The sequence below is a fragment of the Streptomyces anthophorae genome (genome assembly GCF_049310305.1).
In the GTDB taxonomy this organism is placed as follows: Bacteria; Actinomycetota; Actinomycetes; order Streptomycetales; family Streptomycetaceae; genus Streptomyces.
The window spans coordinates 3,135,127-3,146,444 of the sequence record NZ_JBLWQQ010000001.1; the positions used below are offsets into that span (position 1 = coordinate 3,135,127).

8 protein-coding genes are annotated in these 11,318 nt (G+C 71.6%); 4 read left to right on the forward strand and 4 right to left on the reverse strand.

What is annotated here, in order from left to right; all coding sequences use genetic code 11:
* Positions 1–96: 96 nt before the first annotated feature.
* Positions 97–1,212, forward strand: a complete 1,116-nt coding sequence (locus tag ACNYS0_RS13935) for an HAD family hydrolase (protein ID WP_422473662.1) — start codon at positions 97–99, stop codon at positions 1,210–1,212.
* A gap of 51 nt (positions 1,213–1,263) precedes the next feature.
* On the opposite strand, the gene ACNYS0_RS13940 is transcribed toward ACNYS0_RS13935, so the two are convergent.
* The 4 genes from ACNYS0_RS13940 to ACNYS0_RS13955 are packed head-to-tail and all read right to left on the reverse strand — an operon-like array spanning position 1,264 to position 4,952.
* Positions 1,264–1,917, reverse strand: coding sequence for a response regulator (locus ACNYS0_RS13940; protein ID WP_422473664.1), 654 nt, complete (start codon positions 1,915–1,917; stop codon positions 1,264–1,266).
* Complete coding sequence (locus ACNYS0_RS13945) at positions 1,907–3,208, reverse strand: sensor histidine kinase (RefSeq protein WP_422473666.1); 1,302 nt, start codon at positions 3,206–3,208, stop codon at positions 1,907–1,909. The genes ACNYS0_RS13940 and ACNYS0_RS13945 overlap by 11 nt, the downstream gene beginning before the upstream one ends.
* A gap of 35 nt (positions 3,209–3,243) precedes the next feature.
* The gene (locus ACNYS0_RS13950; RefSeq protein WP_422473668.1) at positions 3,244–4,035 is read right to left on the reverse strand and encodes an ABC transporter permease; all 792 of its coding nucleotides are present in this window, start codon (positions 4,033–4,035) and stop codon (positions 3,244–3,246) included.
* Positions 4,032–4,952: an ABC transporter ATP-binding protein gene (locus ACNYS0_RS13955; protein ID WP_422473670.1), complete on the reverse strand. Its 921-nt coding sequence runs from the start codon at positions 4,950–4,952 to the stop codon at positions 4,032–4,034. The genes ACNYS0_RS13950 and ACNYS0_RS13955 overlap by 4 nt, the downstream gene beginning before the upstream one ends.
* Positions 4,953–5,112: 160 nt before the next feature.
* Here ACNYS0_RS13955 and ACNYS0_RS13960 point away from each other — a divergent pair, with 160 nt between their 5' ends.
* The 3 genes from ACNYS0_RS13960 to ACNYS0_RS13970 all read left to right on the forward strand — a co-directional run bounded on the left by ACNYS0_RS13960 (position 5,113) and on the right by ACNYS0_RS13970 (position 11,223).
* Positions 5,113–6,987 carry an ABC transporter ATP-binding protein gene (locus tag ACNYS0_RS13960; RefSeq protein ID WP_422473672.1) on the forward strand — a complete coding sequence of 625 codons (1,875 nt, stop codon included), beginning with the start codon at positions 5,113–5,115 and terminating at the stop codon, positions 6,985–6,987.
* A complete protein-coding gene (locus ACNYS0_RS13965; protein WP_422473674.1) occupies positions 6,984–8,861 on the forward strand; it encodes an ABC transporter ATP-binding protein in 1,878 nt (625 codons plus the stop codon). The genes ACNYS0_RS13960 and ACNYS0_RS13965 overlap by 4 nt, the downstream gene beginning before the upstream one ends.
* A 319-nt stretch (positions 8,862–9,180) precedes the next feature.
* A complete protein-coding gene (locus ACNYS0_RS13970; protein WP_422473676.1) occupies positions 9,181–11,223 on the forward strand; it encodes a M4 family metallopeptidase in 2,043 nt (680 codons plus the stop codon).
* Positions 11,224–11,318 lie beyond the last annotated feature (95 nt).

Consider the following 11,318-nt stretch of genomic DNA (forward strand, 5'->3'; position numbering starts at 1 on the left):
GCCGGACATCTACCCGCGCCCGGCGGTCGCATGCCGGTCACGGTCGGTGACCTCGATCATGGGAATCAGGGCGCTGTGGCTCTAAGGTGGCGCGCCGTGACCGAAGTCAGAAAGAACCCCCTGCGCAAGAAGCCCCTCATCGCCGGTGCCGTGGGCGCCGCCCTCACCGCGACGCTCGCCGCCACCGTGCTGTGGCCGGACACCGAGGCGACGGCCGCCACAGGGCGGGACGCGACGGCGCGGACCGTCGCCGCCCAGCTGAAGCACTGGCCGAAGGCGCAGGCGAAGCAGCTCGCCCGGGTCGTGGCGGCGCACGAGGGCGAGAAGGGCGCGTACGCGACGTTCGACGCGGACAACACGACGTACCGCAACGACCTGGAGGAGTCGCTGCTGCCGTTCCTGGAGCAGAAGGGCGTCCTGACGCGGGACACGATGGACCCGTCGCTGAAGGTGATCCCCTTCAAGGACACGGCGGACCACAAGGAGACGCTGACCGAGTACTACAACCGGCTGTGCGAGGTCGACGACCAGGTCTGCTATCCGTGGGCCGCGCAGATCTTCTCCGGGTTCACGCTGAAGCAGCTCAAGGGCTGGATCGACGAGCTGCTCGCGTACGACAAGCCGCTGCCGGGCGGGGCGAAGCCGCCGGAGTTCTCGGAGGGGATGCGCGAGCTGTACCACGCGCTGCGCTCGCACGGCATCGAGGTGTACGTAGTGAGCGCCGCGAGCGAGGACCTCGTACGGATGGTGCTGGCCGATCCGAAGTACGGCTACGACGTGAAGCCGGAGAACGTCCTCGGGGTCGCAGCCCTCCTGAAGGACCGCAGGACGGGTGACGTGACGAGCTCGCGCAAGGAGATCGCCGCCGGGACCTTCGACCAGAAGGCCCTGGAGAACCGGGAGCTGACGCCGTCGCTGTGGGCGCCCGCGACCTGGTACGAGGGCAAGCCCGCCGCCATCAGTACGTACATCGACGCCTGGAAGAAGCCGATTCTCGCCGCCGGGGACACGCCCAAGAGCGACGGTCCGATGCTGTTCCGTTCGGTGGACGTGGCGCACGGCGGAGTGCGGGTGTGGGTCAACCGCAAGGACAGCTACATGAAGGAGCTGGACGGGATGAAGGCGGACGGGGTGAAGCGGCAGAAGGAGCTGGGCCAGAAGGTGACCGCCGACAAGCGGTGGGTGACGGTCACCCCGGACCAGATCCGCTAGGGCCCGCGACTCCAGCAAGATCCGTCAGAAGGGCCCTGGGCAGCCCGCGGTTCAGCCGAGGATCTTGCGGTCGTAGGCCACGGCGACCGCCGCCGCGCGGTCCTTCACGCCCAACTTGCCGTAGATGTGGGTGAGATGGGTCTTCACCGTGGCCTCGCTGATGAACAGCTCGCGCGCGATCTCCCTGTTCGAGGTGCCCTTCGCGACCAGGACCAGGACCTCGCGCTCGCGGGCCGAGAGCGTCTCGTCGGCGGGCGCCGCGGGCGTGCGCACGGCCGTGACCAGGCGGGACGCCACCGCCGGTGAGAGGACGGTGCGGCCCTCGGCCGCGGCCCGTACCGCCGTGAAGAGTTCCTCGCGCGGGGCGTCCTTGAGCAGATAGCCGGTGGCGCCCGCCTCGATCGCGGGCAGCGTGTCGGAGTCCGTGTCGTACGTGGTGAGGACCAGGACGCGGGCCCGCACGCCCTGTCTGGCCAGCTCGCGGATCGCGTCGACGCCGCCTCCGCCCGGCATCCGCAGGTCCATGAGGACGACGTCCGGGTCGAGGGCGGCGGCGCGGGCGACGGCCTCCACCCCGTTCGCCGCCTCGCCGAGGACCGTGAAGCCGGTGGTCGACTCGAACATGCCGCGCAGACCGTCCCGTACGACGGGGTGGTCGTCGACGATCAGCAGGCTGATGGCGGGAGGTGCGGAGTCACTGGTCATGGCGCACCAAAGGTACGTGAGCGGAGATCGCCGTGCCGCCGCCCTGCTCCGACTCGACGGTGACGCCGCCCGCGAGCCGCTCGGCGCGGGCCCGCATCCCGTCGAGTCCGAAGCCGCCGCTGCCGGAGCGGGCGGGCACCGCGAGGGGGTCGAAGCCGCGGCCGTCGTCGCGCACGTCGAGGGTGACCTGGCCCGCCATGAAGGACAGGGTGACGCCGACGCGGGTGGCGGCCGCGTGCCGGGCGGCGTTGGACAGCGCCTCCTCGGCGATCCGCAGCAGGCTCGCCTCGATCTCCTCGTGCAGCGGCTCCGCGGTGCCGGTGAGGGTGAAGTCGGCGCGGACTCCGGTGCGGGACGACCAGTCGGCGACGGTCTTCTTGAGGGCCTCGGCGAGCGTCGCGTCGTCCAGGGCCGCGGGCGCCAGGTTGTGCACGGAGCGGCGGGCCTCGCCGAGACTGTGCCGGGCGAGATCGGCGGCCCGGTCGAGGTGCTCGCGGGAGAGCCGCGGGTCGTCGGTGCCCGCGACGACCTGGAGCTGGGCGATGATCCCGGTCAGGCCCTGGGCGATGGTGTCGTGGATCTCGGCGGCGAGCCGGCGCCGCTCGTCGGAGATGCCGGCCTCCCGCGCCTGGACGAGCAGCTGGGAGTGCAGCGCGGCGTTCTCGTCGAGCGCGTCCTGGAGCGCCTTGTTGGTGCGCTCCAGCTCGGCGATGGTCGCGACCTGCGCCTCGGTGCGCTCCCGTTCCTTGGAGTCGAGGTGGATCATGGCCGCGACCAGCGCCATGTTGATGGCGTACAGCGCGCCGAACAGCGCCCACTGCGCCGCGTTCTCCGGCGGAAGGCCGCCGGACTGCGAACCGGCGAGGATCACCGCGGACGCCGCGAGCCCCGGCTTGATCAGGCGCGGCAGCAGGAAACGGTCGGCGCCGAAGTAGCCGATGGCGGCGTAGAACGCGAAGAGCGGGTTGATCCACGCGAGGCCGAAGGCGAGCGCCCAGCGCAGCCCGTAGTAGACGGACCCGGTCGCCGATGGCCCCTTCGCGGCGAGCCGGGCCCGCACCGCGACACCCTCCAGGACCGCCGCCGCGACCACCAGTCCGGCCATCGCGTACCAGCCGGGGCGGGTCACTCCGAAGGCCGCGTTCGTCGGCAGCGACAGCAGCACACTGACGCCGAGCAGCGCGTACGGCGAGTAGCGGTGGAAGTCCCGCCACCGCCGCTCGACGTCCGCCACGGCGTCGCCGAGCGGGCCGCCCGCTGCCCGTACGCCCTGTGGGTCCCGCTGGTCCATGCCCCCAGTCTGCGCGACCACGCCCGCCTCCTCGGTCATTCCCAGCGGAACCAGCGCGCGGCCGCGCCGGTCAGGCCCGCGGCCCAGAGGGCGAGCACGAGCAGGTGCGACCAGGCGGGCCAGTCGCCCGCAGCGGCCTGGTTCAGGGCCTGCGCGGCGGCGCCGAACGGCGTCAGCTCGACGATCCGCGCCAGCGTGTCCGGCATCGCCTGCACCGGCAGCCAGACGCCCGCGCAGAACATCGCGGGGAAGAAGACGATCGAGCCGATCGCGTTGGAGATCTTGGTCGTCCGGGCCCGGGAGGCGATCAGCGCGCCGAGGGCGAGGGAGACGACGACGGACAGGACGAGCGCGAGCAGATAGCCCCCGAGCTGTCGCGGCAGCGCGACGTCGAAGGCGGTCCGGCCGACGGCGAGGCAGACCACGACCGAGACGAGGACGGCCACGCCGTGGATGCCCATCTGCGCGCCGAGGACGGATGTCGGGCGCACCGGCGTGGTCGACATGCGGCGCAGGATGCCGCGCTCGCGGTACCCGGTGATGATCGGCGGCATCGACTGGATGCCGCCCGCGATCATGCCGAGCAGCACGGTGACGGGCACGTACGCGTCGACGAGCCGGATGCCGCCGAGCCCGGCGTCGGCCTGGCGGAAGGACGGGATGGAGCCGAGGATCAGGAGCAGCGCGACCGGGAACAGCAGGATTCCGACGAGGCTGCCGGCCTCGCGCCGGAAGAGCGTGAACTCGGCCTTGAGGACCGCCCTGTTGACGGATGCCCGCTCGGCGGGTGCGGCGGCGGTGCTGGTGGGCGCGGTGGTGGTGCTCATGACTGTCCGGCTCCCGTCAGGTCGAGGAACGCGTCGTCCAAGGTGGCGTCGGACACGCGGAGTTGGTGGGCGGTGACGCGGTGCCGGGCGAGCAGCGTGAGGACGGCGGCGACGGTGTCCTCGCCGCCGGTGAGGGTCACCCGGCCGTCCTTGTGCTCGGTGGAGGCGAGGCCCGGCAGCGCGGCGAGTTCGTGCTCGTCGAGCGGCGCGGACGGCGTGAACGAGATGACGGTGGCGCCCGCGGCCTGCCGGATCAGGCCCGCCGGGGTGTCGAGCGCGGCGACCCGGCCCTTGTCGATCACGGCGATCCGGTCGCAGAGCCGCTGCGCCTCCTCCATGAAGTGCGTGACGAGGAGGACGGTGACGCCGCTGTCGCGGACCTCCTCGATGAGCTCCCAGGTGTCGCGGCGCGAGCGCGGGTCGAGCCCGGTGGTCAGCTCGTCGAGGACGACGACGCGGGGGTTGCCGACGAGGGCGAGCGCGATGAACAGGCGCTGCTTCTGGCCACCGCTGAGCTTCGCGAACCGGGTGCCGAGCTTGTCGGTGAGCCGCAGCCGGTCGGCCAGCGGCCGCCAGTCGAGGGGCGCCGGATAGAAGGCGGAGTACAGCTCAAGGGCCTCCTTCACGGTCAGCTTCGGCTGGATCTCGCTCTCCTGGAGCTGGGCGCCGAGGATCCCGGTGACCTGGGCGTGATCGCGTACGGGATCGAACCCGGCGACCCGGATGTGCCCCTCGTCGGCCGCGCGCAGCCCCTCGACGCATTCGACGGTGGTGGTCTTGCCCGCGCCGTTCGGCCCGAGGATCCCGAAGATCTCGCCCTCGCCGACGGTGAAGGACACCCCGTCGACGACGGCCCGCCCGGCGTACGTCTTGCGCAGCCCGGCGACCTCGATGAGCGGTGCTGTGGTGGTGGTCATGGCATCAAGACTCGCCGTGCGGGCCCTGCCGGGGCATCGGCCATCGCGCTCGAGCACGCATCAGCCGATCGGTTGATGGCCGGTACGACTCCGAGGTCCCGCGGGCGCCGGGCCGAAACTCGGTGGGCGTTGTCAGTGGCAAACCGTAGGCTCGCACCTGATGCCGACGACGACACGTGCCACCACAGAGACGACCGGCCAACTCTCCGCCGTGCGGACGCTGTTGCGGCTGTGGCCGTACGTGCGTCCGGTGCGGGCGCGGTGGGCGGGCGCGGCGTTCGTGGCGGTGCTCGCGTCGTGTCTGGCCCTTGTCTTCCCGCTGGTCCTGAAGTGGATCGTGGACGGCCCGGTGACCGAGCGCGATCCGGGCGGGGTGTGGCTGGGCGCCGGGGTGCTGCTCGCGCTCGGCATCGCGGAGGCGCTCCTGTTCGGCCTGCGCCGGTGGCTGGTGGCGCGGCCCCTCGCGGGGGTGGAGGCGGCGCTGCGGGCCGATCTGTACCGGCATCTGCAACGGCTCCCGGTCTCCTTCCACGACCGGTGGGCCTCGGGCCAGCTCCTCTCGCGCGGCACGACGGACCTGATGGTGCTGCGGATGTTCCTGGCCTTCCCGCTGACGTTCCTGATCGTCAACGGCGTGACGATCCTGGCCGGCCTGACCGTGCTGATCGTCCAGGACTGGTCGCTCGGCCTCGTGCTGCTCGCGCCGGCCGTCCCGCTGATCGCGTTCTGCTACAAGTTCGAGCACGGGTACGCGCACGCCTCGCGCCGCGCCCAGGACCAGGTCGGCGATCTGACGACGGTCGTCGAGGAGTCGGTCCTCGGCATCCGCGTCATCAAGGGCTTCGGCCGGCACCGCAGCCAGGCCCGCGCCTTCCGGGACCTGGCGCGCACGGTGCGCGGCACGGAACTGCTCAAGGCGCGCCTCCTCGCCGGGATCCTCACGGTGATCACGCTCCTTCCCGAGGTGGCGCTCGGCGCGGCCCTGGTGATCGGCACGATCCAGGTGTCCGACGGCTCGCTGTCCGCGGGCACGCTCGTCGCGTTCCTGTCCACGGCGCTGGCGCTGCGCTGGCCGATCGAGTCCATTGGGTTTCTGCTGGCCATGAGCCAGGAGGCGGCGACGGCGACGCGGCGGTACTTCGAGGTGCTGGACGTGGACCCGGAGGCAGATCAAGCCCCTGCGGCGTTTGAGCAGCGGGGTCCGGGGCAGAGCCCCGCGCCCGCAACCCCGCTCCCCTCCCCGGCCCCACAGGGCGAGACCGACGACGGCCTACGGTTCGAACGCGTCGCCTTCCGCTACCCCGACGCCGCCGAGGACTCCGCCCCCACCCTGGCCCGCGTCGACCTGCACATCCGCTCGGGCGAGACCATGGCCCTCGTCGGCTCGACCGGCAGCGGCAAGACCACGCTCACCGCGCTCGTGCCGCGGCTCTACGACGTGACCGAGGGCCGCATCACGCTCGACGGCCGCGACATCACGGCGATGCCGCGCGCCGAGCTGCGCGAGCTGGTGTCCGTGGCGTTCGAGGAGCCCACCCTGTTCTCCGCCTCGGTCGCCGAGAACGTACTGATGGGAGCCTCCGAGGACACCGGGACCGCGGACCTGGAGCAGGCGCTCGGCGTCGCACAGGCCGAGTTCGTGCACCGGCTTCCCGACGGGGTCGACACGGAGGTCGGCGAGCAGGGCCTGAGCCTGTCCGGCGGCCAGCGCCAGCGCCTCGCCCTGGCCCGCTCCGTCGTGGGCACGCCCCGCTTCCTCATCCTCGACGACCCGCTGTCCGCGCTCGACGTGCACACGGAGGCCGCGGTGGAGGCCGCGCTGCGCCGGGTGCTCGCCGACAGCACGGCCCTCGTGGTCGCGCACCGGCCGTCCACGGTGCTGCTCGCCGACCGGGTGGCGCTGCTGTCCGAGGGCCGGATCACGGCGGTCGGCACCCACCACGAACTGCTGCGCACGAACGCCGAGTACAGACACCTGATGTCGGGCGAGCACACCGGGGAGACGGACGCGGGGACGGAGACGGAGCGCGTATGACGACGACCGCGAAGCCGAACGACACGACGGGTGCGCAGGGCGACCCCCAGCAGCCCGAGGACATCCGACTCCGCTCCCCCGGCGACCCGTTCGACCAGGACGACCTGCCGACACCCGAGGGTGCGACGGGCGGGCTGCTGCGCTCGCTGCTCGCGCCCCACCGCCGCATGGTCGCCCTCACCGTCCTCGCGCTGCTCCTGCAACAGGCCGCGGTGCAGTCGGGGCCGCTGATCGTCGCGTACGCCATCGACAGCGCGGTCCCCGCGTTCCGGGCGCACGACTACGGGCCGCTGATCGTCGTCGGCGCGGGCTTCCTGCTGTGCGCGGTCGGCTCGGCCGCGTTCGTGTACGCGTACATCCGGCTCTCGGCCCGCGTCAGCCAGAACGTGCTGCTCGATCTGCGCGGCCGCATCTTCCGGCACGCGCAGGCGCTGAGCGTCGACTTCCACGACCGGTACACCTCGGGCCGGGTCATCTCGCGGGCCACCACGGACGTCGAGGCGCTGCGCGAACTGCTCAGCGAGGGCCTCCAGGAACTGGTCAACGTCATCGTGGGCTCGGTCTACATCACGGCGATGCTGCTCTGGCTCGACCTCGGCATCGGCTCGGTCGCGGCCCTGTCCTTCGCCCCGCTGTACGTCCTGATCCGGCTGTACCGGCAGCGCGCGGCGCGGGCGTACGCGGAGCGCTCCTCGGCCATCGCGGCCGTCATCGTGAAGTTCGTCGAGACCATGAACGGGATCCGTCCCGTGCGCGCCTTCCGCCGCGAACGCGCGAACGACGAGCACTTCGCGAGGCTCAACCACCGGCACGAGCGGTCCAACGGCACCGCGATGCTGGAGATGGCGCGCTACGTCGTCGGCTCCCGGCTCCTCGCGAACACGGCGGTGGCGGGCATGGTGCTGTGGGGCGCGTACCGGGTCGCGGGCGGCACGCTCGAACTCGGCGTGCTCGCGGCGGCGGTGCTCTACATCCGCCGCCTGTACGACCCGATCGACCGCCTGGCGATGTTTCTCAACGCGTACGAAAGCGCGGCCGCGTCCCTCAAGAAGATCGCGGGCCTCCTGGTGCAGGCCCCCTCGGTACCGGAATCGGCCACACCGCGCCCGCTGCCCGCCCTGGAGAGCGAACAGCCGGGCCGCGAGGTCGAGTTCCGGTCGGTCTCCTTCGGCTACCGCACGGGCGGCGAGGTCCTCCCCCGCTTCGACCTGACGATTCCGGCGGGCCAGACGGTGGCGGTGGTCGGCTCGACGGGAGCGGGCAAGTCGACCCTGGCCAAGCTCCTGGCCCGCTTCTACGACCCCTCCCACGGCCAGGTCCTCCTCGACGGCGTCGACCTGCGCGAACTGTCGGGCGCCGAGCTGCGGCGCGGGGTCGTCATGGTCACCCAGGAGGCCTTCCTCTTCTCCGGGACGGTGGCAGAGAACATCGCGATCGGCCGCCCTGAGGCGAGCCGCGAGGAGATCGAACAGGCCGCGAAGGCCATCGGCGCCCACGACTTCATCGCGGCGCTCCCCGACGGCTACGACACGGACGTACGCAAGCGCGGTGGCCGGATCTCCGCCGGGCAGCGGCAGTTGGTGGCGTTCGCGCGGGCACTGCTCGCGGACCCGGCGGTGCTGATCCTCGACGAGGCGACCAGCTCGCTCGACATCCCCGGCGAGCGGGCGGTGCAGCGGGCCATGCGGACGGTGCTGCGCGGCCGTACGGCGGTCGTCGTCGCGCACCGGCTGTCGACGGTGGAGATCGCGGACAGGGTGCTGGTGATGGCAGCGGGCGAGGTCGTCGAGGACGGCCCCCCGTCGGAACTCATCGCCGGAACAGGCGAGTTCGCCGACCTCCACCGAGCATGGCGCGACAGCGTGATCGGCTGACCCGCCGCACCGGTCCTACGCCTCGGGGCTCCGCCCCGGACCCCGCTGCCCAATCGCCGCAGGGGCTTGAATTGCCCACCCGCGAGGCGCGGGGTCCGGGGCGGAGCCCCGTGGCCGCAACCACGTCACCGGCTAACGAACGACGCACACCGGACAACGAACGATTTCCGGCCAACCTGTTGACGGGCTCCTGACACGCGGCAGCGCTTGGTGCCACTCTCCCAACCGCACCACTCCGCATTGCGCTCTGCCCGGCCGGACACCCACCGGCCGGTCCCCACTGACCGCCGATCCGCGGTCACGCGTAAGGAGTTCAGCGTTGCGCAAGAACACCACCTCCCACAGACCCGGCTCGCCCAGACGCCGGGCCTCGGCCCTCGCCGCCGGCACCCTCACCGCGCTGCTGACGGTCACGTTCCAGACCCTCCCCGCCACGGCGGACGCCTCGCACGGCGCCGACCCGGGCTCCCTCCCGGCGAAGCTCTCCCCCGCCAAGCGCGCCGAGCTGATGCGCGAGGCGAACGCCGGCAAGGCCGCCACCGCGAAGGACCTCGGCCTCGGCAAGCAGGAGAAGCTCGTCGTACGGGACGTCCTCCAGGACAGGGACGGCACCACCCACACCCGCTACGAGCGCACCTACGACGGGCTCCCGGTCCTGGGCGGCGACCTGATCGTCGAGGCCACGAAGTCCGGCGCCGAGAAGAGCGTCACCAAGGCCGCCAAGGCCGAGCTCAAGAACGTCGACACCACCGCCGACGTGAAGGCGGCCACCGCCGAGTCCCAGGCCGTGAAGCTCGCGAAGGCCGACGGCTCGAAGCGGACCGAGGCCGACAAGGCGCCCCGCAAGGTCGTCTGGCTCGGCCAGGGCGCGAAGAAGGGGCAGCCCACCCTCGCGTACGAGACCGTGGTCGGCGGCCTCCAGGAGGACGGCACGCCCAACCAGCTGCACGTCATCACCGACGCCACCACCGGCAAGAAGCTCCACGAGTGGCAGGCCATCGAGACGGGCACGGGCAACACCCAGTACAGCGGCACCGTCACCCTCGGCACCGCGCAGTCCGGTTCCTCGTACACGCTGAACGACACCACGCGCGGCGGCCACAAGACGTACAACCTGAACCGCGGCACGTCGGGCACCGGCACCCTCTACTCCGGCGCCGACGACGTGTGGGGCAACGGCTCCGCCTCCAACACCGAGACGGCCGCCGCCGACGCCCACTACGGCGCCGCGCTGACCTGGGACTACTACAAGAACGTGCAGGGCAGGAGCGGCATCCGCGGCGACGGCGTCGGCGCGTACAGCCGGGTCCACTACGGCAACGCGTACGTCAACGCGTTCTGGGACGACAGCTGCTTCTGCATGACGTACGGCGACGGCACCAGCAATACGCACCCGCTGACGTCCATCGACGTGGCCGCGCACGAGATGACGCACGGCGTCACGTCGAACACGGCGGGCCTCAACTACTCCGGCGAGTCCGGCGGCCTGAACGAGGCGACCTCCGACATCTTCGGCTCCACCGTGGAGTTCTACGCCAACAACTCGTCCGACGTGGGTGACTACCTCATCGGCGAGAAGATCAACATCAATGGCGACGGAACGCCGCTGCGCTACATGGACAAGCCGAGCAAGGACGGCGCGTCCAAGGACGCCTGGTACTCGGGCATCGGCAACGTCGACGTGCACTACTCCTCGGGTCCTGCGAACCACTTCTTCTACCTGCTCAGCGAGGGCAGCGGAACGAAGACGATCAACGGCGTGACCTACAACTCGCCGACCTCCGACGGCCTTCCGGTCACCGGCATCGGCCGCGACAAGGCGGCGCTGATCTGGTTCAAGGCGCTGTCCACGAAGTTCACGTCGACGACGAACTACGCGGGCGCCCGCACCGGCACCCTCGCGGCCGCCGGTGAGCTGTACGGGACGACGTCCGCCGAGTACAAGGCGGTCCAGGACGCGTGGGCCGGCGTCGCCGTGGGCGCCCGGTCCGGCGGTGGCGACCCGGGCACCGGCAAGACGTTCACCAACGACACCGACGTGAACATCCCCGACTACCCGGGGGCGGCCGTCACCTCGTCCGTCCCGGTCACCGGCATCAGCGGCGCGGCCCCGTCCACGCTGAAGGTCGGCGTCGACATCGTGCACACGTGGAGCGGTGACCTCCAGGTCGATCTGGTCGGCCCGAGCGGCAGAACGTACCGGCTGCACAGCTCGACGTACGACCCGACGCCCAACATCCAGACGACGTACACGGTCAACGCCTCGGCCGAGACCGCGAACGGCACCTGGAAGCTGAAGGTCCAGGACCTCGGCCAGCAGGACACGGGCTACATCAACAGCTTCAAGCTGACGTTCCCGTAGGCCCCAGCCCCCTGGCACCACCCAACCGGGCGCGCCACGACGGCGGATCAACTCCACGTCGTGGCGCGCCTGTTCATGTTCCGTTCGCAATCCGG

Coding starts and splice junctions, on each gene's coding strand:
- ACNYS0_RS13940 (WP_422473664.1), bottom strand. CDS start 1,917: ATGACCAGTGACTCCGCACCTCCCGCCATCAGCCTGCTGATCGTCGAC.
- ACNYS0_RS13950 (WP_422473668.1), bottom strand. CDS start 4,035: ATGAGCACCACCACCGCGCCCACCAGCACCGCCGCCGCACCCGCCGAG.
- ACNYS0_RS13965 (WP_422473674.1), top strand. CDS start 6,984: ATGACGACGACCGCGAAGCCGAACGACACGACGGGTGCGCAGGGCGAC.
- ACNYS0_RS13960 (WP_422473672.1), top strand. CDS start 5,113: ATGCCGACGACGACACGTGCCACCACAGAGACGACCGGCCAACTCTCC.
- ACNYS0_RS13945 (WP_422473666.1), bottom strand. CDS start 3,208: ATGGACCAGCGGGACCCACAGGGCGTACGGGCAGCGGGCGGCCCGCTC.
- ACNYS0_RS13955 (WP_422473670.1), bottom strand. CDS start 4,952: ATGACCACCACCACAGCACCGCTCATCGAGGTCGCCGGGCTGCGCAAG.